Annotated in this window: 23 protein-coding genes and 1 tRNA gene; 11 read left to right on the plus strand and 13 right to left on the minus strand. The window is 60.0% G+C overall.

Annotated elements, in window-relative coordinates:
* Positions 1-14 precede the first annotated feature (14 nt).
* From QQL64_RS03700 to QQL64_RS03710, 3 genes are all read left to right on the plus strand, one after another.
* Entirely contained in the window at positions 15-545 is a 531-nt protein-coding gene (locus tag QQL64_RS03700) for a cupin domain-containing protein (protein ID WP_284395985.1), read from the plus strand.
* 105 nt (positions 546-650) lie between these two features.
* Positions 651-857 carry a hypothetical protein gene (locus QQL64_RS03705; RefSeq protein WP_284395986.1) on the plus strand — a complete coding sequence of 69 codons (207 nt, stop codon included), beginning with the start codon at positions 651-653 and terminating at the stop codon, positions 855-857.
* A gap of 11 nt (positions 858-868) precedes the next feature.
* Complete coding sequence (locus QQL64_RS03710) at positions 869-1,615, plus strand: SDR family NAD(P)-dependent oxidoreductase (RefSeq protein WP_284395987.1); 747 nt, start codon at positions 869-871, stop codon at positions 1,613-1,615.
* Between the two features lie 150 nt (positions 1,616-1,765).
* Here QQL64_RS03710 and QQL64_RS03715 read toward each other — a convergent pair whose 3' ends face one another.
* Entirely contained in the window at positions 1,766-2,392 is a 627-nt protein-coding gene (locus QQL64_RS03715) for a hypothetical protein (RefSeq protein WP_284395988.1), read from the minus strand.
* A 278-nt stretch (positions 2,393-2,670) separates the two neighbouring features.
* Between QQL64_RS03715 and QQL64_RS03720 the strand changes: the two genes are divergently transcribed.
* The 3 genes from QQL64_RS03720 (at position 2,671) to QQL64_RS03730 (ending at position 5,280) form a co-directional block, all read left to right on the plus strand.
* Positions 2,671-3,429 (plus strand): hypothetical protein, encoded by a 759-nt coding sequence (locus tag QQL64_RS03720; RefSeq protein WP_284395989.1) that lies wholly within the window; start codon positions 2,671-2,673, stop codon positions 3,427-3,429.
* A 511-nt stretch (positions 3,430-3,940) separates the two neighbouring features.
* Complete coding sequence (locus QQL64_RS03725) at positions 3,941-4,543, plus strand: hypothetical protein (RefSeq protein ID WP_284395991.1); 603 nt, start codon at positions 3,941-3,943, stop codon at positions 4,541-4,543.
* A gap of 80 nt (positions 4,544-4,623) precedes the next feature.
* Positions 4,624-5,280, plus strand: a complete 657-nt coding sequence (locus QQL64_RS03730) for a hypothetical protein (RefSeq protein WP_284395993.1) — start codon at positions 4,624-4,626, stop codon at positions 5,278-5,280.
* Between the two features lie 204 nt (positions 5,281-5,484).
* On the opposite strand, the gene QQL64_RS03735 is transcribed toward QQL64_RS03730, so the two are convergent.
* Entirely contained in the window at positions 5,485-5,895 is a 411-nt protein-coding gene (locus tag QQL64_RS03735; RefSeq protein WP_284395995.1) for a hypothetical protein, read from the minus strand.
* Positions 5,896-6,024: 129 nt separating this feature from the next.
* On the opposite strand from QQL64_RS03735, the gene QQL64_RS03740 reads away from it, so the two are divergent.
* Positions 6,025-6,267: a hypothetical protein gene (locus tag QQL64_RS03740; protein WP_284395997.1), complete on the plus strand. Its 243-nt coding sequence runs from the start codon at positions 6,025-6,027 to the stop codon at positions 6,265-6,267.
* Between the two features lie 84 nt (positions 6,268-6,351).
* Here the strand turns inward: QQL64_RS03740 and QQL64_RS03745 are convergent.
* Together QQL64_RS03745 and QQL64_RS03750 are read right to left on the minus strand one after the other, a co-directional pair.
* Positions 6,352-6,438: transfer RNA gene (locus QQL64_RS03745), tRNA-Leu, on the minus strand.
* 94 nt (positions 6,439-6,532) lie between these two features.
* Positions 6,533-6,772 (minus strand): hypothetical protein, encoded by a 240-nt coding sequence (locus QQL64_RS03750; protein ID WP_284395998.1) that lies wholly within the window; start codon positions 6,770-6,772, stop codon positions 6,533-6,535.
* Between the two features lie 246 nt (positions 6,773-7,018).
* Here QQL64_RS03750 and QQL64_RS03755 point away from each other — a divergent pair, with 246 nt between their 5' ends.
* Complete coding sequence (locus QQL64_RS03755; protein ID WP_284396000.1) at positions 7,019-7,669, plus strand: response regulator; 651 nt, start codon at positions 7,019-7,021, stop codon at positions 7,667-7,669.
* A gap of 82 nt (positions 7,670-7,751) precedes the next feature.
* On the opposite strand, the gene rne is transcribed toward QQL64_RS03755, so the two are convergent.
* A complete protein-coding gene (gene rne / locus QQL64_RS03760; protein ID WP_284396003.1) occupies positions 7,752-10,799 on the minus strand; it encodes a ribonuclease E in 3,048 nt (1,015 codons plus the stop codon).
* Positions 10,800-11,137: 338 nt separating this feature from the next.
* Between rne and QQL64_RS03765 the strand changes: the two genes are divergently transcribed.
* Positions 11,138-12,103 (plus strand): RluA family pseudouridine synthase, encoded by a 966-nt coding sequence (locus tag QQL64_RS03765; RefSeq protein ID WP_284396005.1) that lies wholly within the window; start codon positions 11,138-11,140, stop codon positions 12,101-12,103.
* On the opposite strand, the gene QQL64_RS03770 is transcribed toward QQL64_RS03765, so the two are convergent.
* Positions 12,081-13,583 (minus strand): CPBP family glutamic-type intramembrane protease, encoded by a 1,503-nt coding sequence (locus QQL64_RS03770; protein WP_284396007.1) that lies wholly within the window; start codon positions 13,581-13,583, stop codon positions 12,081-12,083. The two genes, QQL64_RS03765 and QQL64_RS03770, sit on opposite strands and share 23 nt — an antisense overlap.
* Positions 13,580-13,921 (minus strand): 4a-hydroxytetrahydrobiopterin dehydratase, encoded by a 342-nt coding sequence (locus tag QQL64_RS03775; protein ID WP_284396009.1) that lies wholly within the window; start codon positions 13,919-13,921, stop codon positions 13,580-13,582. Before QQL64_RS03775 ends, QQL64_RS03770 begins: the two co-directional genes overlap by 4 nt.
* A 140-nt stretch (positions 13,922-14,061) precedes the next feature.
* Between QQL64_RS03775 and QQL64_RS03780 the strand changes: the two genes are divergently transcribed.
* On the plus strand, positions 14,062-14,670 hold the full coding sequence (locus QQL64_RS03780) for an NfuA family Fe-S biogenesis protein (protein ID WP_284396010.1): 609 nt from the start codon (positions 14,062-14,064) through the stop codon (positions 14,668-14,670).
* A gap of 75 nt (positions 14,671-14,745) precedes the next feature.
* On the opposite strand, the gene QQL64_RS03785 is transcribed toward QQL64_RS03780, so the two are convergent.
* From QQL64_RS03785 to QQL64_RS03810, 6 genes are all read right to left on the minus strand, one after another.
* Positions 14,746-15,096: a c-type cytochrome gene (locus QQL64_RS03785; RefSeq protein ID WP_284396011.1), complete on the minus strand. Its 351-nt coding sequence runs from the start codon at positions 15,094-15,096 to the stop codon at positions 14,746-14,748.
* Positions 15,097-15,117: 21 nt separating this feature from the next.
* Positions 15,118-15,444 (minus strand): c-type cytochrome, encoded by a 327-nt coding sequence (locus tag QQL64_RS03790; RefSeq protein ID WP_284396012.1) that lies wholly within the window; start codon positions 15,442-15,444, stop codon positions 15,118-15,120.
* A 130-nt stretch (positions 15,445-15,574) separates the two neighbouring features.
* Entirely contained in the window at positions 15,575-16,807 is a 1,233-nt protein-coding gene (locus QQL64_RS03795; protein ID WP_284396013.1) for a TraB/GumN family protein, read from the minus strand.
* A gap of 96 nt (positions 16,808-16,903) precedes the next feature.
* The gene (locus tag QQL64_RS03800) at positions 16,904-17,794 is read right to left on the minus strand and encodes a carbon-nitrogen hydrolase (RefSeq protein WP_284396014.1); all 891 of its coding nucleotides are present in this window, start codon (positions 17,792-17,794) and stop codon (positions 16,904-16,906) included.
* A gap of 54 nt (positions 17,795-17,848) precedes the next feature.
* Entirely contained in the window at positions 17,849-18,880 is a 1,032-nt protein-coding gene (locus QQL64_RS03805; RefSeq protein WP_284396015.1) for an agmatine deiminase family protein, read from the minus strand.
* A gap of 138 nt (positions 18,881-19,018) precedes the next feature.
* Entirely contained in the window at positions 19,019-19,363 is a 345-nt protein-coding gene (locus QQL64_RS03810; protein ID WP_284396016.1) for a hypothetical protein, read from the minus strand.
* 149 nt (positions 19,364-19,512) lie between these two features.
* Here QQL64_RS03810 and QQL64_RS03815 point away from each other — a divergent pair, with 149 nt between their 5' ends.
* Positions 19,513-21,408 (plus strand): ABC-F family ATP-binding cassette domain-containing protein, encoded by a 1,896-nt coding sequence (locus QQL64_RS03815; RefSeq protein WP_284396017.1) that lies wholly within the window; start codon positions 19,513-19,515, stop codon positions 21,406-21,408.
* Positions 21,409-21,412: the final 4 nt, after the last annotated feature.

Here is a 21,412-nt window from a genome sequence, read left to right on the forward strand (position 1 = left end):
GGAGTCCGGGTTAAATGAAGATGAGAAGAATCGTAAGTGCCGAGAGCAAAGCTGGCGTCGTCATGCAAGTGAGCGATGTTCTCGATACCGAGACCGCCGATAGAGTCACGAATATTTGGGGATTCGACGAGATTCCCCAGCTGCCGCTTACGCCTGATCAAGTTCTCGGTGAATACAAGCGGCTTGGGATTTTTGGGCCAAAGGACTCCGTTCGAGTCGATCTCCAAGTCGTTCCCCCCGAGAAAGTGGGCGCGACCGATCTCGGCGCCTTGATGGCCAAAATCGATTTCGGCACCGGGGGAGGCATGACCCAAGGCGAGCACGGTGGCTCAATGCACCGGACCGATACCATCGACCTCGCAGTGGTGCTCAAGGGCGAAGTGGATATCGCCTATCCGGGAGAAGACGGCCAAGTGCACACGACCACCGCCAAAGAGGGCGACTTCTTCGTGCAGAACGGCGCCTTTCACGAATTCCACAACCGCTCGGACGACCCTTGCGTAATCCTCATGTTCGTCTTCGGCGCCGAGAGGAAGGAGGCCTGAGCCACAAGGAACCAACGTGCTGAGTCCTGGCGCGGTCGATACGTTGACGGCCGTCTAGCTCGAAGGATTCCGCGCAGCGCCAATTATTATTTCGAGGAGCCCCTGATGACACACACAGCGAACCATTCGATCCCAGAGCAGGGGAAATTTCGCCGCGCCCTCGCGACTGCCTGGGCCTTCCTGCAAGCCATGGAATCCACCGGCTTCGACCACACGCTCGATCGCATCGAACGCTTGGAACAGGAGGTGGGACGACTGAAGGAGGAGTTGCGCCAAAGCCGGGACTCGGCGGCAGTCGATGCGCACAAATAAAGAGGTAACAAATGTCCTTATTGAAGAACAAGATCGCCGTCGTCACGGGGGGGAGCTCCGGCATCGGCCTCGCGACGGCCAAGAGGTTCGCTGAAGAGGGCGCCTATGTATTCATCGCTGGCCGCCGTCAGGCCGAGCTTGACAGGGCCGTCGCGGAGATCGGCAAGAACGTCACCGGCGTAAAGATCGACATCTCAAAGCTCGATGATCTCGACCGTTTCTACGAAGCCGTTGCTAAGGAGGGCAAGATCGATGTGATTTTTGCGGGTGCGGCCTTCGTCGAAAAGCAAATGACCGACACGGCAACGCCCGAGCATTTCGACAAGACGTTCAACACCAACGCCCGCGGCACTTATTTCACTGTTCAAAAGGCGCTGCCTTACCTGAATGATGGTGCTTCCATCATCCTCGTGGCGTCCGCAGGGAAGAACAAAGGCCTTCCGGGCCGCAGCACCTACAGCGCCACCAAGGCAGCGCTTCGGTCATTAGCTCGGACGTGGACCAGCGAATTCAAGGAACGGAGGATCAGGACAAACGTGTTGAGCCCTGGCGCGGTCGACACGCCGATGTTCGACAACCAGTTCCCGTCCAAAGAAGGCGCGGCCGAAGCGAGAAACCAAATCACTGCGATGACGCCGCTGGCACGCTTGGCGCGCCCCGAGGAGATCGCTGCCGCAGCTCTATTCCTCGCCTCGGACCAAAGCAGTTACGTCGCCGGTATAGACCTTCCGGTCGACGGCGGCCTGACGGCTGTCTGACAGAAAAGGACTTGAGCAGATGTGGTTTGTGCGTTAAGCATGCCCGGAGCGCGCGATAACCGACCTGCCGAACGCCATGCATAACCTTCACGCATGGCTGGCACCTCTGATGACCTGACGCCCAGCACCAGTCCGTCAACGTGCATCTAGCTAGTCGAGGTGACAAAGCCCTTCAGGAACGATGGCATTCTCTAGGAATAGCTCAATCGAGTTGCTTGTCCCGCCGCTTCCATTGCCGGTCGAATAGGCGAGATAGGCAGATTTATTGCCGTTCGAAATATGGAAACCAATCACGGCATCCTGTGTGTCGTGGTTTTCGCAGACCTTGTCGACCTTGAACCCGGCGGCCTTCAACTCGTGGTCGACTGAGAATGCACACGCAACAGTGTCACATTTCGGCGTGAGCTCGATTACCTGCGGTGGAAATTTGGCTGGCATTGCTGATCGGATGTAAATCTCCCAGGTCACCGGTTCAATCGTCTGTCGGAGATTCTTGAGCTCTTTGCCGTCAACGGTTATTCGTGCCGCGCCGATGCGGCAGGCTGAGTATTCACCGCATCCCTCCTCTTGAACGCCTTTAGATGTCCATTTGATATCGCTGCCCGGTCCTGCCCCCATGGACCATGTGAGATCAGGATCTGCAGGCGCGAGTAGCGAATCGATCACTTCGCCGAGCGACATTGGCCGCAGTTGCTTTGCTCCACCATCCGCGTGCGCCATGCCGACAGCCACGCAGCAAGCGGCAACCGCAGTTGCCTTCGAAAACCAGAGCTTCATCGAGATTCCCCCGAACCGTCCATTGGAGACCCGAATCCTACCTCCGATTCGGTCGATCGGCTAAACGATTTGGGAGGGGAAGGTTCGCGCGGCAAAGTATTTTTATATGCATAAGCTATGTATATGCCGGTTGGATTCCTGTCTTAGGAGGCGAAGGATGCCTCTAAAAGAAGAAACGATCACGTTCCAGCGGCCAGGGCGTCGGAGTTACCCGCGTCTTTACCCACGCTGGTAGCTAAAATAAAAATTGGCCGATTCAACCTCGAGGCATCTAACGCATGAATGCGCAGCATCCGACCTTCAATCCTCCCGCTGATGAAGATGTAAAAATCTGGCGGTACATGGACTTTACGAAGCTGATTTCGCTTTTTGATTCAGAGGCCCTTTTTCTCAGTAGAGCTGACAAGCTAGGCGACCCATTTGAAGGCTCTTTCCCTCTTGCTAATGTGTTGGCGCGCGCATTTGTTCCGGCACAAGTACCGGAAGAGTTCAAGGCCAACTTTCAAGAGGCGATGGCAAAAAAAGCAATTACCCACAAACGAGTTTCACGCTGCGTCGCTGTTAACTGTTGGCACATGAATGACCATGAGTCGGCCGCAATGTGGAAGCTCTATTTAAAGAGCGACGAGGGCATCGCGATTCGGTCATCTTATCGGAGGCTTCGGGATGCAATTCAGCACGAGGGTCCGGTTTATGTTGGCTGCGTAAATTATATTGACTACCAACAGGAATGGTTTCCAGAAGCGAATTTGCTAAATCCGTTCGTATACAAACGTAAAAGCTTCGAGCATGAGCGTGAGCTTAGAGTTGTTCTTCCGGTTTTTTCGGCCGCGTCGCCAGGACGAGAATATTTCGAAGTGCCTACGATCGACCATGGAATCAATGTAAAGGTAGATCTACAGGTGCTGATCGAGAGCGTCTACATAGCGCCGGGCACAGCGAAATGGTTTCACGACTTAGTCTCATCAGCCATCACACGATACGGTCACACGTTTCGCATAGTTCAATCAGAATTGTCGCAGGAACCTATCTGGTAAGTGACTGCTCTCCTTCCGTCGATTTAATGCTCGCGATGCCTACTCGGCTTCCTTCGAGACAAGCTCGTACTGGTAATACGCGTCGACCGGATCGTCGAGAATCACGCACATGTCCGACAGGTGATGCGGATCGGGGTTTAGCCAGGCATCGATGTTCTCGGGTCTGATCGCGATTACACATCGATCGTGGCCGGCAACTGCCACCTCGGATGGCCAGCGCACCCGCTGGCGGGCGAGCTGGTTTCTTCATCACTCCCCATCTGGAGATGGTCGCGATTGGGAAATCCTTGATCACGGAAATGTGTCCGGTCCATTCGATTCGGAAAGGCAGGCTTTCGATGCTGCGCACGAAATAGGGATTGACCATGCTCGCGTCCGGCAGCGAGATATGACCCTTCCCGAGCGGCATTGGGGCGTGCCGTTCCCTATAGTTCCGAGATAAGCCACGCGCCTTGCGCCCTTCCAGGATCGCGCTCACCATGAGGGCAGTGAACAGGGTGGGGCATCACACATGGAAAAGGACTCTTGGGATATTGCGTTGGTAATACTTACTGGCGTCGGCGCTCTCTTTACTGGTGTCGCGGCGGTCGCCACTGCGTTCGCTGCGCGGGGTGCGTTTAAGGCCGCTGATGTGGCGCTTGATATTGCAAGCCGGCAGGCGGAGTGGGAGCAGCGTCTGAGCTCCCGTCGTGCGGAAGTGCATGCCGGATTTATTTACAAGCAGATTGTCATTGTTCGAGGGTTTGCCGCAGACATGGAGTCGGCTGCAAATGAGATGGTCGCTGCGGCGCGTCCAGACAATTTGGCGAGTTCCGGAAGCCAGTTAAACGCGAAGGCCAGTCAACTGGACGCGTCGATCGATGCGATTCGACCGGAAAACATCGCCGAGCTTCCTGAAATTTGCGCTGCTGATACTGCCGTCGCCATCAGCGATGCGCGGTACACAGTGCAGCTTGCAAGGGCCGTATGGGAGAAATCCAGGAGCGGCAACTCTGAAAACCAGGCTACCGCTAAAAGGCTAGCAGGGGTCGTTAAGGCGCATTGCGCCGATATACAAAATCGTCTTGAAAGCTACCTCGTGTATGCGCGTGAGCGCTTCGGCGAAGAGTATTAATTGATTCGCCATCGGAATGCTTGCGGACAGTTCGGATCGCGCACGTCATCTGGATACTGAAAAAGTTAGGGAGCTCATGCATGGCCAAGGCCTTGAAGAAGATTTTCGATTGGGTGTCTGCTCATCCTCACTCGCTTGTCTGCGTATTCCTAGGACTGCTCGGCGGTGTCCTTATAAGGTTTCCAGGAGGCTGGGTGCTCCCAGATCCAACTGCGTCGCTGATCGGTGCGTTCGCTGGTGCGGGCGCTGCAGTAGGGGGTGCCCTTTGGGCGGCAAACGCCAAGCAGCGCCAAGAGGACGCCAGAGTGGCGATTCGCGCGGAAGCACACGCTGCATACATCTTCAATGAGATTGCTATCGTGTACGGTTTTATTCCCGAAATACAATCTCGTTGTAGCGCATTCACAGCCGACAAAGGAATGCACGAACTTCGCGGGCTGGCTTACGAGCTACATGAACATGCAGACAGCTGGAGCGACGCAATCAAAAGCGTCCGTCCAGAAAGCGTTGCAGCTCTTCCAGACGCATGTGTGGCTGCGACAGCTGGAGCGATGAGCGCCGCGCAATTTGCCAGCAGATTGGCAAATTCTATTTACTATAACTTCAAAGACACGCCAGAATCTGTTAACAACCAGAAGGCGGTGGCGGCAACTGTCGAAACGCACTGCGTGCAGATTCAGCATAACTTTCAACCCTACCTGGCGTACTGCCGCGAGACCTTTGGAGTGATTCTGTAATTGACGCACTGCGTGCTCCGGGATTGCATTGCGTTTTGGGGCTACCGCATATGGCCGAGTGCAACGGGAAATCAAGGGACAGCATCTCCTCCACGATTCCCACGGAGTCCCATGCGGGGAGACGGCGTAGGACAGTCGACCAAGCAGGGGCTGTGCCGAAGCGTCAGTCAACGCTCGTCAATTTTATTGAGTAGCGTTGAGAGGCTACCGCGGATACATCGCGTGTATGCGCGCCGACTCGAGTGCGAGATCCAGCGCGATCTTGCTGACCGGGCATTGTGTGCTGATATTGGCGCCAAGCAGGTGGCGCCTGAGACCCTCCGGATACTTATACCCAGGTCCCGCGCGGTTGTAGTCATTGGCATCGCCTCTGCACAGTGGACAGACAGCGCGCTGCGATGTGCACAAGGGCTCCTCGATGGTAAGCACCTCTGCAAGGGCCAGCACCTTGCCCATGGCAGCCGTGAGCCACGCGTGCGCCGCGCGAGGCGTGTCGAGATCGGTAGGCGGGTACAACAGGTCGTGGAGTTCTGGCCCGGTTAGCTCGAGCACCAACGTGCGCGCAAGGTAGAGGTCGTCCTCAAGTTTACGGATGCGTTGCTCGAGGGGAGACATGGCTCTCATGACGATAACCACCGATAACACTTCGGACCAGCACTTATCGTAGCGCGCGCTCGGTATATTGACCGAAGGCTACGGCCTACCCACAGTGCGGATAGTAGTCGACGCGCTGGAGGCACAATCATGGGACCAGAGATAACTGAGCATCGAGAAGTGCAGATTCGATACGGCTACAGCATTCGCGATGATTTGTTTTACGCGCACTTCGACTTGCCCACGAAACAACAGTCGCGAGGTTTCCAGCGATCTGTCCAGATGCACATGTCGCCAGGTATCTCGCCAGGTAAGGACAAGGTGAGCGCGAGCACCGAGCAAGAGGTGCTGACTAAAGCGCGAACTCGCATCGATCAGTACTTCAACGAGTGACATTTTGTGCGGGTAGATGCGTGGGTAATTCGAATCGTAAAAGCTGAAAAAGCCAAGACTTTTCAGTGTCTTGGCCGCTTTTTCTGGTGCCCGGAGCCGGAATCGAACCGGCATGACCTTGCGGTCGAGAGATTTTAAGTCTCTTGCGTCTACCTGTTTCGCCATCCGGGCTGGAGGCAGCTGCCGAAGGACAGGCTGCAGGCGCGCGGATCGTAACATGCGCTAATGCGTAAGCGGAGCAAGAGTGCTGCCGCTTCGATGGATATCAGGCGACAGCGCTTTCGATCGGCATACCGGGGCGCGCGTATTGCGCTAGGCGGATAGTCGACGTGGGGCCCGGCATTTCAACGCAGGTGCTGCGGCCGGAACGGTTGTGTTCGTCGCGAGCAGCTTCGCGTGCCAGCTGGATGGCAGGCCCCAGTCGTAATTGACTGAACAGCGTCGCTGAATCTCGGCGGATGCTCCAATCTCCCTCGGGAGACTGTCTGAGCGAGTAGATCACCATCGATACGCTCCGTTCGGGTTAGTACTAACTAGCCTTGCTGGGGAGTGCGATACGGACTACGAGTAGATGCTACACGCTGAATAATGCCTTGCATTTTAGGATAAGTATGTAGGTTATTTCTGATTCATTGTGTGGGCGTGGGAGCTATATGGAAAATCCTTGCTGGACTAGGGGTTACGAGCTTGCAATGTGTCGGCGACACGCCTACTTTGCCTAGGCATAGTACCTATCCAGGGAGGGCGCAAGATGATCGATGTTGTACTCGTTGACGACCATGAATTAGTGCGGACTGGTTTCAGGATGATCCTGCAGCAGCCTGACATCCGCATTTGCGGCGAAGCGGGCACGGCCGAGGAGGGGCTGCGCCTGATCCGGGCCGCCAAGCCGCATATCGCGCTGGTCGACGTGCACATGCCAGGCATGAGTGGAATCGAGCTGACCGAGCGGGTGGCTCGTGCGAACCTGCCTACTCACGTGATCGTGGTGACGGTGGTGGACGATGCCCGTTTTCCGAAACGGTTGCTGGATGCCGGTGCACACGGCTACCTGACCAAGAGCTGCGCGGCGGAGGAATTGCTCAACGCCGTGCGCCAGGTTGCAGGTGGGCGGCGTTATCTGGCGCCAGCAGTCGCGCAGCAGCTGGCCCTGGCAACGCTTGACGGTGATGGTTCGCCGTTCGACGTGCTTTCCAGCCGTGAGCTGGAAGTGGCCATGATGCTGGTACGCGGCAAGGCGTTGACGGCCATCGGCGAACAGTTAAATCTGAGCCCCAAGACCGTATCCACCTACAAGCAGCGGTTGATGGAGAAGCTCCAAGTGGATCATGTCATCAGCCTTGCGCATTTGATGACGGTGCATGGATTGTTGGACACGCATAACAATCAAGTCGGAAACTGAGCCGAATATTTGGTCGCTTTACAAGAAAAAAGGGCCGGACATTGTCCGGCCCTTTTGCTTTCGTCGAGAAAACGTCAGCGCGTCACGATTGCCTGTTGTCGCGCTGTCCGCTATGCACATCGTCTTCGTCGGACGACGGCTCTTTTGTTTCTTCCATAACGTGATCGACGTGCGTCGATGCAGTGTGCTGCTGGCGCAGCGGCGAGGAAAGCAGATCGCCTTGCTCGGGCTGATGGACCAGCGGCACGGGTGAAATCGTCACCGGCTCGGGTGTGGCCGTCGGGCTCACAGGCTCGACAATCGGCGTGACGGCTTCGGGCACGACGAACGATTCGACGGGCGCGATCACGTTTGCCTCATTGGCCGCGGGGGCTGCCTCGTGAGGTACGGTCACCGTTACCGTTTCCGCGTGCGGTGCCGACGTTTCGATATTCGTCGGACTCTGCGTGATTTCCGACGCTTCGGTCACCTCACGTGCCGGAATAGGCGGCAGCACCGGCAAATTGAACGAGGCGGGCACCGGAGCCGAAGCAACGATCAAAGGTTCCTTGGCCGTTTCCTCAACCGCGGTCGCCGGCTCAACGTGGGAATCGATAGAAGCGACGACTTTGGGTTCGACGAACGGCTCGGCGGGGATGTGCTCGCGATCGCTCTCGAACGGAACAGCGGCGACCGCAGCGACCGTATCCGGGGATGGCGTGAGTGACGCCGTATCAACCGGTGCTGAGTGCGTGACTACCGGTGCGGGCTTCGCGTGCGGCACTGTGTCGACGACAGTCGCGGCGCTTTCCTCGCGATCCTCGTCATCCAGTGCCGTTGTGCTTTGTTCGTTCGATGCAACGCCGACTGCGGCACCTTCATGCCTACGACGACGACGACCACCGCGACGGCCGCGACGGCGGCGCGACTGGGCGTTTTCCGTTGCTTCGGCGGCGGCATTGGCGTCTTCGTTAACGGCGACAACAGGTACCGTCGTTTCGACTGCCGGTTTTGGCGATTCCGCGGGCTTGGGGGCGACTGCCGCGTTCGCTTGCGGCGGACGTTCGCTCTGGGGTGCGCGCGGTTGGCGCTCGGGCTGCGGTTTGGCGACGGGAGCGTTCGGTTTGTTGCGATCGGCTGCTACGACGTCGTTCGCCTGCGCCGGTTTCGGTTGGCGCTGCTCCTGTTTGCCGGCTTGCTGCTGGCGCGGTTGCGCCTGCTGCTCGTTGTTGCGCTGGCGCTGATTCTGATTCTTGCCTTGTTGCTGGGCGCCGCGCTGCTGATTCTGGCGTTGCGACTGACCATCCGTCCGTGTGCGCTCGTTGCGACGATTTTCCTGAGTTCTGCCACCGCGAGGCGCGTCCTGACGTGCCGTGACCGGTGCGGGTGCAGGGGCCGGCGCGGCGGCGCCATTACCGCTGCGGAACCAACCAAACAGGCGCGAAAGGACGCCGCCGTTGGCAGGCTTCGACGCAGCCACCACAGCAGGCTGGCGCTTCGCCATCGGAGCGGTCGGTGCTGCGGCAGCGGGTTCTTCTTCGCGCACCGGTGCCGGGCTCGACGGCATGATGCCGCTGACGGCGGGCTGCTCGTTGCTGCCCAAGGCTTGACCCATTTTCGGCACGGCGGTTTCTTCGACGGCCGTCAGGCGTTCGTAGCTCGGCTTGCTGTGCTCGCCCATATCCGCTTCGCGGATGCGTTGGATCTCGATGTGCGGCGTTTCGAGCTTGTCGTCCGCCACGATCACCACATGAACCTTGTTGCGCAGCTCGATCTCGACCACGCTGGCGCGTTTTTCGTTGAGCATGAAGTTGGCCACGGTCGGCGGGGCCTGCACCAGCACCTGGCCGGTGTTGTCCTTCATGGCGTGCTCTTCGATTAGTCGCAACGTCGACAGCGACAGCGACTCCACGCCGCGAATGTGGCCGTGGCCTTCGCAGCGCGGGCAAACGATCTGGGTGGCTTCGCCCAGCGACGGGCGCAGGCGCTGGCGCGACATTTCCATCAGGCCGAAGCGCGAGATGCGGCCAATCTGGATACGAGCGCGGTCCAGCTTCGAGGCCTCTTTCAGGCGCTCTTCCACTTCGCGCTGGTGCTTGGGGCTGTCCATGTCGATGAAGTCGATCACGATCAGGCCGCCGGCATCGCGGATGCGCAGCTGGCGGGCGATTTCGGTCGCCGCTTCCAGGTTGGTGTTGAACGCCGTTTCCTCGATGTCACCGCCCTTGGTGGCCTTCGAGGAGTTGATATCGATGGCGGTTAGTGCCTCGGTCTGGTCGATCACGATCGAGCCGCCGGAAGGCAGGCGCACGCTGCGGTCGAACGCGCTCTCGATCTGCGTCTCGATCTGGTAGCGCGAGAACAGCGGGGTGTCGTCCTTGTACAGCTTGAGCTTGCGTAGGGCGTTGGGCATCACCTGCTGCACGAAGTCGCGGGCATCGTTGAAGAGCGATTCCTCGTCGATCAGGATCTCGCCGATGTCGTTGCGCAGGTAGTCGCGCAGGGCGCGGATGAACAGTTTCGATTCCTGGTAGATCAGGAACGGCGCCTTCTGGGCGTTGGCGGCCTGGGAGATGGCCTTCCATAGCTGAAGCAGGTAATCGAGATCCCACTGCAGCTCTTCGGCGTCGCGGCCCATGCCGGCGGTGCGCACGATCAGGCCCACGTCGTCCGGAACGGTGAGGTGCTCCAGGGCTTCCTTGAGGGCTTGCCGGTCTTCGCCCTCGATCCGGCGCGAGACGCCGCCGGCCTTCGGGTTGTTCGGCATCAGCACCATGTAGCGGCCGGCCAGGCTGATGAAGGTGGTGAGGGCGGCGCCCTTGTTGCCGCGCTCTTCCTTCTCGACCTGAACGACAACTTCCAGACCTTCCTTCAGCAGCTCGCGGATGTTGGACTTGTAAGGGTCCAGGCCCGGCGTGAAGTACTCGCGGGCGATTTCCTTCAGCGGCAGGAAGCCGTGGCGTTCGGCGCCGTAGTCGACAAAGCAGGCTTCGAGGGATTGTTCGACGCGAGTGATGCGGCCTTTGTAGATGTTGGCCTTTTTCTGTTCGCGGGAGGGGATTTCGATATCGAGATCGTAAAGGGTTTGGCCATCCACGATGGCCACACGCAACTCTTCACGCTGAGTTGCGTTGATCAACATTCTTTTCATTGTGATTCCTCGGCTTGGCCGCGCGTCGCGCGCCGCGGTGGCGCCTGAGGTGGCGGCCTGTCCGGGGATCGCGCCGCTGCGGTAAAGCGGCAAATAAACGGTAACGTTCCCGATACCGGGGGTGATTCTTGGCACGCACGCCGAATGTCTGTCTACGCAATGAGACCGGACAAGCGGCTACCCGAACCGTTACGATGAAAGGGTGCTTGCAACCGGTTGCCACGAGGGCGACCGGCGCAAACCTCGCCGATGTAACAGGCGGGCGCCAGGTCCTTTCAAAATGTCAGTGGACCGGGCTAAGCGCCGTGCGAGTATCCTCTCAACCCAGGTTTTTTTCAATGCAGACGGTAACTTCCCCCGATGTACCTCATGGGGTGCGTCAACTCGAGATAGGGCCGGAGCGGGACGGCCAGCGCATCGACAATGCGCTGATGACCCTGCTCAAGGGCGTGCCCAAGAGCATGATTTACCGGCTGTTGCGTACCGGGCAGGTGCGCGTGAACGGCAAGCGCGCCAAGCCCGATACCCGTCTCAGCCAGGGTGACATGCTGCGCATTCCGCCGGTGCGGGTGGCCGAGCGGCCCGCCGAGCATGGCGCATCAGAGGGCGCCCTTGCGGCCGTGACCGACGCCATCATTTTCGAAGACAAGCACTTCCTGGTCATCGACAAGCCCTCGGGCATGGCCAGCCACGGAGGGAGCGGCGTCAGTCATGGGGCGATCGAACTGCTGCGGCAGGCTCGTCCCAATGATCATCTGGAACTGGTCCACCGCCTGGATCGTGATACCAGTGGCGTCTTGGTTTTCGCCCGCACGCGCGCTGGGCTGACCGGGTTGCAGGCCGCGATCCGAGCCGGTGAGGTGACCAAGCAGTACCTCTGCCTGATGGTAGGGCGTCCGTCCAAGGCCCGGTTCGACGTGAACGCGCCATTGCAGAAGTCCATTCTGCAGGGAGGGGAGCGGATGGTGCGGGTTTCCGAGGGCGGCAAACCTTCGCTTACTTTCTTTCGCGAGACAGAGCAGTACCCCGGCGCTCGCCTCATGCAGGCCACCTTGGGTACGGGCCGGACGCACCAGATCCGCGTGCATGCGGCCCATATCGGTCATCCCCTGGCGGGCGACCCCAAATACGGCGATCGCGAGGCGAACAAACGCTTTCGCGAGCTGGGGCTGCACCGGCTCTTTCTGCACGCCTCCCATCTGTCGTTCGAGCTGGATGGGCGTGCCTATGGATTCTCGGCGCCCTTGCCCGACGACCTGAAAAGCTTCCTCGATACGCTCGCTAGAGGAAAAAGCGCGCGCTGACTTCCAGCGAACGTAGCCATCCCCCGACCAGTCCCGACTCGACGAGCAGGGCGCAGATAGCGTGGGCCAAACTCAGCGGCAACACGCTGCGCGAACGCAGGAAGCAGCCGGCCCACCAGAGTTCAGCCAAGAAACACAGCTGCATCAATACGCCATTGGGCGTGTGGAGCAAGCCGAACACGATGGCGGTGGCCAGCACCGCCCATCCCGGCCGCGGCATGATCAGCTCGAAACGCCGCATCAGGACCACCAGCATCAACCACTGCTGCAGCCATGCCCAGCCGACATAGGCGATCATATGGGCCAGAGACAGCGGATGAAGCGCGTGCCCGTAGATCACGATCAACAGTAGAGCGACCGGCAAGGGCGCCAACGGCCACAACCAGTCGCGTCCGGCGGCGGGCCAACGCCAAAAGCGCGAAAGATGGCGCCGCTCGATGGTCAACGCAAACGCGATGCTGCCGCACAAGGCGATGATGCCAAGCGGTGTGGGATATCGGAGGCCTATCACCACCCATAGCGGGCCAAGTAGGCAGCCGACGATCTCAAGCCAAGGTCGTAGCGGGCCTCTGATCGGTCGTAACGCAAGCCATGTCAGCGCAAGCAGATAGATGGAGCAAGCAGCCCACGCCCACGCGACCGGCGGAACCACGATGGTGGGTTGGGGTGTGACACCAGCGGGTGTAATCAGCGCGGCGGGCCAGCGTTGGCGCAACTGATCGCGCAGCACGAGCATCTTTTCCGCGCTGATACCGGCCGGCAACCGGAACAGGGGCATGGGCCAGTTTTGCGCAGGCGCTACGATCCGTTCGAGATCGTCAGCGGTGGCGCGCGCCGGAAGATCGATGGTCGCGTCCTGCAGCGGCGACAAGGGTGCGGTTGTCGTCAGAGACACCAAAGTCATACGCAACGAAGCACCGCGTGGAATCTGCAAACGAAGGCGCAACATCTGCGCGATACCGAGCGCAGGACAGGAGCCGACGTTGGCCGCACGCCATGCCAGACCGCGCAAATCGATACGCAACGTTCGGGTATTGGATGTAAGTGCGCTACCTATGGGAGCCGAACATGCCGGTGCGTCGCCGGGACCTTGCCATACAACGGCGAGCGTGCCAGGAGCGCTATCCCGCAGCTGGATCTGCAGGATCGGCCAGTGGGCCAGATCCAGCGACCACGCAATCGGTAGACCGAGCTCGAACGGCGTGCCATCGATACTGGTGATGACAAGCGCATCGTCATCAGGTGAAACCTTGGCCGGTCCGAATGCGCGGCCGGCAATCAGGTCGCGTGGCTTGCGTAAGGGCCATTGCCACAGCGGTTGATCCGCCTCGACGCGTGCGAACTGCCACTGCGCCTGGTCCGACAGCTGCTTAGCGGTGATCCGTGCCGCCAGCCAACCCAGCACCATACAGACAACAACCGCGACCAGCGCATAGCTGGCGAAAGTCCACGTCGAACGTAGACGCCGAGTCTCGTTCAACGTGCGAGCAAGGCGTCGACGCGCGCCGCGCAAATGAAATCGTTCAAGGACAGGCCGCCCACATCATGCGTGGACCAACGTAGCTTGCAATGCCCGTAACCGGCCTCGATATCCGGATGATGGTCCTCATGGTTGGCCATAAAGCCGACCGCGTTAATGAAGCCCAGCGTGTGATGGAAATTCTCGAAGCGGTAATCCTTTACCAGCGCGTCACCATCGTCGGCAAGTTTCCAGCCGTGCACCAGTGGCAGCAGTGCGTCGACGGCGGCTTTATCAAGCGCATTTTCCTTGCCCTTGCGTGGCTGGCAATGTTGGGCGGCGAGCGGAAGGGCAGTCATGACGATCTCCATAAGCTAACGCAGAAAAGCCCCGAAACTGTACGCGAAAAAACGCTAGCCGGACATTCGTCGCGAAAGAGGACTAAAATGGTGCTGTATAGCCCGAGCGATCGGGTGCAGATAGTAGGTCCGGAGCAGGCATGATCGAGATTTCCGAACGAGCGCAGCAGCATTTTCTGCGCCTTCTCTCGCAACAGGATATCGACGGCGCAGGCATCCGCTTGCGCGTCACCGCACCCGGCACCCCGGCGGCCGACTGCGAGCTGGAATTCTGCGAGCCGCAGGAACTCACTGGCAGTGAATGGACGGTCGAATGCGAAGGCTTCGATTTCCATATCGAGGGCGACAGTGCCCCCTGGCTGGAAGGTGCCACGATCGACTACGAGCCGAACAAAACCGGCGGCCAGTTGAATATCCGCGCGCCCAAGATCAAAGGCGAGCTGCCCGGCATGGAGGCGGGGCTGGTCGAACGCGTGCGCTATGTGCTCGACGCGGAGGTCAATCCGCGCATCGCCGCGCATGGCGGACGGGTGAGCCTGCTGGAGATCGATGCCAATGGCGTGGTTCTGCTGCAGTTCGGTGGCGGCTGCCATGGTTGTGGCATGGTCGACGTCACGCTCAAGAACGGCGTGGAAAAAACGCTGCGCGAACGCGTGCCGGAAATTACCGAAGTGCGCGATGCGACGGATCACGCGGGCGGAAACAACCCTTACTACCGCAAGAAAGAAGGTCAGTCCGCAATGGGTTGACGCAGTGCTACACGCAGAAAAGCAAAAGCCCGCACATGTGTCGCGGGCTTTTTACTTCCTAGCTACCGAGCGGGCTCAGTCGCCTTGGACGTGCCCCTTCAACGTGTCCATCTTGGTCGGCATGGACGAGAAGTAAGCAGCGAGATCCTCGATATCCTGGTCGGAAAGCGTACCGGCAAAACCCTTCATGATCGGATTGTTGCGGCGACCATCCTTGTATTCATGCAGTGACTGCTGAATGTATTCGTTGTACTGACCGGCGAGACGTGGATATTGCGGATCGACGGCATTGCCATCGGTGCCGTGACAGGCGAAACAGGCGGCAGCCTTGGTTTTGCCGTTGTCGGCGTTACCACTGGCCAGCAGCGGCGCCGAAGCCAGCGCAAGGGCAATACCGAACGAGAGCAGCGTAAGCGCGCGTTTCATGCAGGTGGAATCCTTGGCTAATTACTTCGCAGCAATGCTGGAGAGATAGGCGGCGATGTCCTCGATCTCTTGATCGGAGAGGCTCTGCGCCTGCGCCATCATGGTCGGATGGGTGCGATCCCCCGACTTGTACTCATGCAGCGCGCTGATGATGTATTGCTCGTTCTGCCCGGCGATTTTCGGCACCGGATACTGCGGATAGGCATTGTTGGTGCCCGGAATGCCGTGGCAACCATTGCAGGTATAGACGAGAGTGCGGCCATTGGCTTTATCGCCAGTGGCATGGGCAGTGCCCGAGAAAACAATAGCAGTGGCTACAGCCAGGCCGAACAATTGCAATCGAGTCATCAAGAGGATCCCCACCATTCCAGCGGACGCATGCAACGTATTTGCCGGAGTATAGAGGTTGCCCGGCGGCCGTCACAATGGGAGAGCGGCGGAGGGGGAGCGACAAAAAGCCGCTCCCCATCACTGAAAATCAGAACAGGCTCTTGAGGATGTGGATGCCGGCGGCGTACTCGCCGATGATCGTGCCCAGGCTGACCAGGAAAAAGTTGAGCAGCGTGCGCGCCACGCGGTTGGTCCACCAGCCGCTCCAGTGCACGATATCGTCGCGTAGGGTTTCGAAGTCCGCGACACGCGGCCGGCGTACCCATGCTTCAGCCATGGCGCTGATGCCGCCCGCCGGAATGCCGGGGCGAAACGGTTTGATCGGCGCCGCGATGAACGCCGCGAGGATGCTCACCGGATGCGCACGCGCCACTAGCGCGCCAAGCGCGGCGAAGCCGCCTGTGTACAAGATCCAATCGCGCAATGCCTGCGCGCCGAGTGCCGTATTGCGATGGAATGCGTAGCCGATGGCGACGAATACCAGCAACACCAGCCCGATCGCCAGCCACTTCGGCCACTGCGCCTTGGGCGGGTTTTGCGCCAGCTCGGCCACCGTCACGACGGGGTCTGCCTGCTGCACGCGCAAGTTTTCGCACATGCCCTTGAGGTGGCCCGCACCGATCACGACCAGTATCTTGCACGGGTTGGCGGTAACCGAACTCCCGGCTTCCTGTCGTAGGCGAGCTGCCATGAAAGCGTCGCGCTCGGCGATCAGGCTGCGGTAAAGCGGTGCCGATTCGTTGGCGAATTCGCTGAAGGCGCTCTCCAGCATGTCGCCTTGCTTGAGCTTTTCGATCTCTTTCTCGTCGATCGTCTCGCGCTCGAACACGCTGGCCAGCAGGCCACCGAGCAGGCCGAAACGTTGCCAGAAACTCACGCTATGCCAGGCGCGCTTGAGGGTGGTGCCGACTTCGCGATCGATCAGCCATACGGGAACGTGTCGTGCATCGGCACCGTCCATCGCCGCCTTCATTTCGGCGCCGGGCTGGATGCCGTACTGATCGGCCAGCCGTTTCTGGAAGGTGGAAAGCACCAGACTCGCCGCCACCATGCCGGCCTTGCCCTGGCGGATCACCCGGAACAAATCCATCTGTTTGAACGCTTCCGGGTCGCGCATGCTTTGGGCGCGGCTGTCGCATAACTCGACGGCGACGGCATCGAAGGATTCGTTCGCCAGCAGCGCATGGACCGCTTCCACGCTGCTGCGAGACACATGCGCAGTGCCCAGGACCACGTACTCCACCCCGTCGCGATGCACGCGCTCGATCGGCTGGTCGTGCAGGTTCGACGGGGGAAGAACGGCGGACTCAGTAACACTCATGCGGTCGGAGCTACGGCAAGGGGGAATGTGCCCAGCATGGGGATGCTGGGCGCGCGGCGCAAGTCGTTCTATTCAGGACTGCTGAACCGATATGCATTAATCGCGAAAACGGCGCAACAGGTCGCCATAAGCATCGATGCGACGGTCGCGCAGAAACGGCCAGATGCGCCGCACATGCTCGCTACGCGCCATGTCTATCTCGGCGATCAGCAACTGGCGGTGATCGGTAGCTGCCTGGGCCAGAAATTCGCCTTGGGGGCCGGCCACGAAGCTGTTGCCCCAGAACTGGATGCCTGCGCCCACGCCGGATGGATCGGCTTCGAAGCCGGTGCGGTTGCAGGCCAACAAAGGTACGCCGTTTGCCACCGCATGGCCGCGCTGCACGGTGATCCAGGCGTCGCGCTGGCGATCCTTCTCAGCTTGCTCGTCGTTCGGATCCCAGCCGATTGCCGTGGGATACAGCAGTAGTTCTGCGCCAGCCAGGGTCATCAGACGTGCTGCTTCGGGATACCACTGATCCCAGCAGACCAGCACGCCGAGACGACCGATGGAGGTGTCGATCGGTTCGAAACCAAGATCGCCGGGCGTGAAGTAAAACTTCTCGTAGAACGCCGGATCGTCCGGAATGTGCATCTTGCGATACTTGCCAGCGATGGCGGCGGAACGATCGAACACCACGGCGGTGTTGTGATACAGCCCCGCCGCGCGCTTCTCGAACAGCGACGCCACCACCACCAGCTTGAGTTCCTCGGCCAGCTTGCCGATGCGTGCGGTGCTGGGGCCTGGGATGCTTTCGGCCGAATCGAACTCCTTCACCGACTCGTGCTGGCAAAAATATGGCCCGTTATGCAGCTCCTGCAACAGCACCAGCTGCGCACCCGCGGAAGCCGCCTCGCGCAAGCCTGCCTCGATGGCATCGAGATTCGCATCGCGGCTGCCACGATGGGTTTCCTGCAACAAGGCGACTTTGAGGAGCTTACGGGTCATGGCGGCGATCCTGACAACAGGTTTCAAGTTTAGGGGATACGCGTTGAACGACGCTTAGATCAGGCCGGCCGGCAGCTGCATGGTGATGCAGTGCAGGCTACCGTTCTGCCAGATCAATGGACGGCAGGGCACCTGCACTACGGTACGGCCCGGATGGGCTTCACCAATGATGCGCGCCGCTTCATCGTCGGCGGTATCGCCATAGGCCGGTACCAGCACCGCGCCATTGACGATCAGGTAGTTCGCATAAGACGCAGCAAGGCGGCGACCTTCATCGACGATCGGCTTGGCCCAGGGCAGTGGATAAAGCGTGTACGGCTTTCCGTCCGCCGTGCGCAGGGCTGCCAACTCGGCACCCATGAGCTGCAATTCGTCGTGATGTATGTCGCTGCGATCATCGCAGGCTTGGTAAACGATGCGATCGCCTGGCGCGAAACGGGCCAGCGTATCGATATGCGCGTCGGTGTCGTCGCCTTCGAGGTAACCGTAATCGAGCCATAGCACGCGCTGGGCATGCAGGCTCTCGCGCAGGATCGCGCTCATCTGTTCGCGCGATTGCTCCGGATGACGCTGCACCAGGCAGCGCCACGTGGTCAGTATCGTGCCGGTTCCGTCGCTTTCGATACCGCCGCCTTCCAGCGCCCAATCGATGCGTTTGTGCACGGCCGAGCCGAACACGCCTTCATCGACCAGTCCGGCGATCAACGCATCGTCCTGCTCGGCGCCGAACTTGCCGCCCCAACCGGTAAAGCGGAAATCCGTAAGCTGGAAACGATCGCCTTCGCGCAAGGTGATCGGGCCGGAGTCACGCAGCCAAGTGTCGTCGTAGGGCAGTTCCACAAAACGTATTTGCGTCAGGTGAGCGCCTGTACTGCGCAGCTTTGTCGTCACGTGTGCACGCAACGTCGTATCAGGAACGACAATGATTAGCGGTTGAAATCGTGTTATCGCCGCAGCGAGAGCTACATAAGTGGACTCGACCGCATCGAGCCGCTCGGCCCAATCGGTGCCGGCATGCGGCCAGGCAATCAACACGGCGGCCTGCGGCTCCCATTCGGCCGGCAGGCGCAAGCTGGAATCGGTCATGGGGACGACACTCGCGCAGAGGGGCTACCCGGGGCGATGCCGGGCATGGCAAGTGTATAAGTCTACGATGACAGCCGGAGCAGGGCGAGTTCTTGCCCGTCATTGACCAGCAAGCTGGTCAATGACGATGAAGCGCCATCAATTCACCGCGCTGGGATTCTGGTTATTGCCCGCCGGGGTATTGAGCACCGAATGAATCACTCGGCTCTTCTCGAAATACACGATGAAGTCGGAGTATTCCCAGCGGTTGATCGTCGGATGCTTGGCCGAATCGCCGCCGCGCGGTGAAAGTTTGCGCAGGGGCTGGCCGTATTTCTTTTCGACCTGGGCCATGGTCATGCCGCGTGCCGGCAGGTTCATGCCCTTTTCTTCCTGCACGCGATGGGTCAGCGTTTCCTGGGCGTGTGCGGTCTGTAGCCCGGCAAGGCCGGTGGCGAGAACGATCGCTGCCAGCAAGGGCAGGCTGTGACGGTGCTTGAACATGGTCCCCTCTCCGCATAAAGCGTTGCTGCGTCGTTGTAGCAGAACTGTTGGCGCCGTGCCAACGAGCAAAACCGAGGGATGTGACGCCCGCAACCGTTATCATGCACGGCTGCGGGCATTTGACGACCCGATTCTCTACCCGGATTCCCATGATTGCGTTTCGCCATTTCGCTTTGCGCCGAGGCAGCCGGTTGCTGCTTTCCGATATCGATCTGGTGATCCAGAGCGGCTGGCGCCTGGGCGTGGTCGGGCGCAACGGCTGTGGCAAGTCCAGCCTGTTCGCCGCGCTGCAGGGCCAGCTGGAGTCCGATGCCGGCGAACTGGATATGCCTGCCAAGCTGCGTCTGGCTACCGTGGCGCAGGAAACCCCGGCGTTGCCGGACCCCGCCATCGAATATGTCATGAGCGGCGATGTGGAACTGGCCGCGGTGTTGCGCGACGAATTGGACGCCCAGGCACGTGGCGATACCGAAGCAATGGCACGCGCTCATCACCGTATTGAAGAGCTGCATGGCTACGACGCTCGCTCCCGTGCCGGTCGCCTGCTGCACGGGCTTGGCTTCAGCCCCGAAACTCACGAGCGCGCCGTGCAGGAATTTTCCGGCGGTTGGCGCGTGCGCCTCAACCTCGCCCGCGCGCTGATGGCGCCGTCCGAACTACTACTGCTCGACGAGCCCACCAACCATCTCGACCTCGACGCCGTGCTGTGGCTGGAGGAATGGCTGCGCCGCTATCAGGGCACCTTGCTGGTGATTTCGCACGACCGTGAATTTCTCGACGGCGTGATCACCCATACCCTGCATCTCAACGAAGGCCGGGCGAAGCTTTACACCGGCAACTACAGCTCGTTCGAGCTGCAGCGTGCGGAGCAATTGCGTTTGCAGCAGATCGCTCACGAGCGCGAGCAGGCTGAGCGAGCGCATCTGCAATCCTTCATCGACCGCTTCAAGGCCAAGGCCAGCAAGGCCAAGCAGGCGCAGTCGCGTATGAAGCGGCTGGAGAAAATGGCCGGTACCGAGGCGGTACGCGCTGAACGGGCTTTCCGGTTTCAGTTTGCTGTGCCGGACCGCTTACCCGATTCGATGTTGCAACTGGAAGAGATCGAGGCGGGTTATCCCGGCGAATCGGGTCAACCGCCTGCATCGATTCTTCGAGACGTGCGCTTTCGTCTGGAAGCAGGCGAGCGTATCGGTTTGCTTGGCCCCAATGGCGCGGGTAAATCCACGCTAGTGAAAACATTGGTGGGCGAACTCACGCCGCTGGGCGGCGAGCGCAAGGCGCACAAAGATCTAAAGATCGGCTACTTCGCTCAGCACACGGTAGAAAGCCTGCGCGAAGGCGCCAGTCCGTTCGATCATCTGCAAGACAAGGCGCCGGGCGTGTCGGCCCAAGTCATGCGCGATTTTCTCGGCAGCTGGAATTTCGCCGGTGACCGCGCCTTCGAATCGGTCGATGGTTTTTCCGGCGGTGAACGCGCGCGCCTCGCGCTTGCGCTGATCGCCTGGGACAAGCCGAACCTCTTGCTGCTCGACGAACCGACGAACCATCTCGATCTCGACATGCGCGAGGCCCTAGCCGACGCGCTGGCCGATTTCGACGGCGCGCTGGTGCTCGTCTCGCACGATCGCCATCTGCTCGGCATGGTCTGCGATAGCTTCTGGCGCGTCGCCGACGGCAAGGTCGAATCCTTCGACGGCGACCTGGATGACTATGCACGTTGGCTGCGCGCTCGCGGTAATGCACCGAAGAAAGCCAACGACACGGATTCGAAGCCTGCCGAGTCCGCCGCCGATCGTCGCCGTGCCGCTGCCGCGCAACGCGAAAACGAAAAAGCCACGCGTCAGCGGGTCAAGAAAATCGAGACGCGTGTTGCCGCGATCGATGAAGACCTGGTCAAGCTAGAGCAGAAACTCGCCGATCCGGCCACCTACAACGGCTCGACCGCCGAGCTGATGAAACTCGGTCAGCGCCAGACGGAGCTGCGCAAAGAAAAGGAAACGCTGGAAGCCGAATGGCTTCAACTGTACGAACTGCTCGAAGCTTGAGCCG

The organism is Dyella lipolytica (genome assembly GCF_030160075.1).
Taxonomy (GTDB): domain Bacteria; phylum Pseudomonadota; class Gammaproteobacteria; order Xanthomonadales; family Rhodanobacteraceae; genus Dyella_B; species Dyella_B lipolytica.

What these genes read in the sequence shown, in the direction of transcription:
- QQL64_RS03700 (WP_284395985.1), top strand. Translation starts at nt 15, where the DNA reads ATGAAGATGAGAAGAATCGTAAGTGCCGAGAGCAAAGCTGGCGTCGTC.
- QQL64_RS03705 (WP_284395986.1), top strand. Translation starts at nt 651, where the DNA reads ATGACACACACAGCGAACCATTCGATCCCAGAGCAGGGGAAATTTCGC.
- QQL64_RS03710 (WP_284395987.1), top strand. Translation starts at nt 869, where the DNA reads ATGTCCTTATTGAAGAACAAGATCGCCGTCGTCACGGGGGGGAGCTCC.
- QQL64_RS03715 (WP_284395988.1), bottom strand. Translation starts at nt 2,392, where the DNA reads ATGAAGCTCTGGTTTTCGAAGGCAACTGCGGTTGCCGCTTGCTGCGTG.
- QQL64_RS03720 (WP_284395989.1), top strand. Translation starts at nt 2,671, where the DNA reads ATGAATGCGCAGCATCCGACCTTCAATCCTCCCGCTGATGAAGATGTA.
- QQL64_RS03725 (WP_284395991.1), top strand. Translation starts at nt 3,941, where the DNA reads ATGGAAAAGGACTCTTGGGATATTGCGTTGGTAATACTTACTGGCGTC.
- QQL64_RS03730 (WP_284395993.1), top strand. Translation starts at nt 4,624, where the DNA reads ATGGCCAAGGCCTTGAAGAAGATTTTCGATTGGGTGTCTGCTCATCCT.
- QQL64_RS03735 (WP_284395995.1), bottom strand. Translation starts at nt 5,895, where the DNA reads ATGTCTCCCCTCGAGCAACGCATCCGTAAACTTGAGGACGACCTCTAC.
- QQL64_RS03740 (WP_284395997.1), top strand. Translation starts at nt 6,025, where the DNA reads ATGGGACCAGAGATAACTGAGCATCGAGAAGTGCAGATTCGATACGGC.
- QQL64_RS03750 (WP_284395998.1), bottom strand. Translation starts at nt 6,772, where the DNA reads ATGGTGATCTACTCGCTCAGACAGTCTCCCGAGGGAGATTGGAGCATC.
- QQL64_RS03755 (WP_284396000.1), top strand. Translation starts at nt 7,019, where the DNA reads ATGATCGATGTTGTACTCGTTGACGACCATGAATTAGTGCGGACTGGT.
- rne (WP_284396003.1), bottom strand. Translation starts at nt 10,799, where the DNA reads ATGAAAAGAATGTTGATCAACGCAACTCAGCGTGAAGAGTTGCGTGTG.
- QQL64_RS03765 (WP_284396005.1), top strand. Translation starts at nt 11,138, where the DNA reads ATGCAGACGGTAACTTCCCCCGATGTACCTCATGGGGTGCGTCAACTC.
- QQL64_RS03775 (WP_284396009.1), bottom strand. Translation starts at nt 13,921, where the DNA reads ATGACTGCCCTTCCGCTCGCCGCCCAACATTGCCAGCCACGCAAGGGC.
- QQL64_RS03780 (WP_284396010.1), top strand. Translation starts at nt 14,062, where the DNA reads ATGATCGAGATTTCCGAACGAGCGCAGCAGCATTTTCTGCGCCTTCTC.
- QQL64_RS03785 (WP_284396011.1), bottom strand. Translation starts at nt 15,096, where the DNA reads ATGAAACGCGCGCTTACGCTGCTCTCGTTCGGTATTGCCCTTGCGCTG.
- QQL64_RS03790 (WP_284396012.1), bottom strand. Translation starts at nt 15,444, where the DNA reads ATGACTCGATTGCAATTGTTCGGCCTGGCTGTAGCCACTGCTATTGTT.
- QQL64_RS03795 (WP_284396013.1), bottom strand. Translation starts at nt 16,807, where the DNA reads ATGAGTGTTACTGAGTCCGCCGTTCTTCCCCCGTCGAACCTGCACGAC.
- QQL64_RS03800 (WP_284396014.1), bottom strand. Translation starts at nt 17,794, where the DNA reads ATGACCCGTAAGCTCCTCAAAGTCGCCTTGTTGCAGGAAACCCATCGT.
- QQL64_RS03805 (WP_284396015.1), bottom strand. Translation starts at nt 18,880, where the DNA reads ATGACCGATTCCAGCTTGCGCCTGCCGGCCGAATGGGAGCCGCAGGCC.
- QQL64_RS03810 (WP_284396016.1), bottom strand. Translation starts at nt 19,363, where the DNA reads ATGTTCAAGCACCGTCACAGCCTGCCCTTGCTGGCAGCGATCGTTCTC.
- QQL64_RS03815 (WP_284396017.1), top strand. Translation starts at nt 19,513, where the DNA reads ATGATTGCGTTTCGCCATTTCGCTTTGCGCCGAGGCAGCCGGTTGCTG.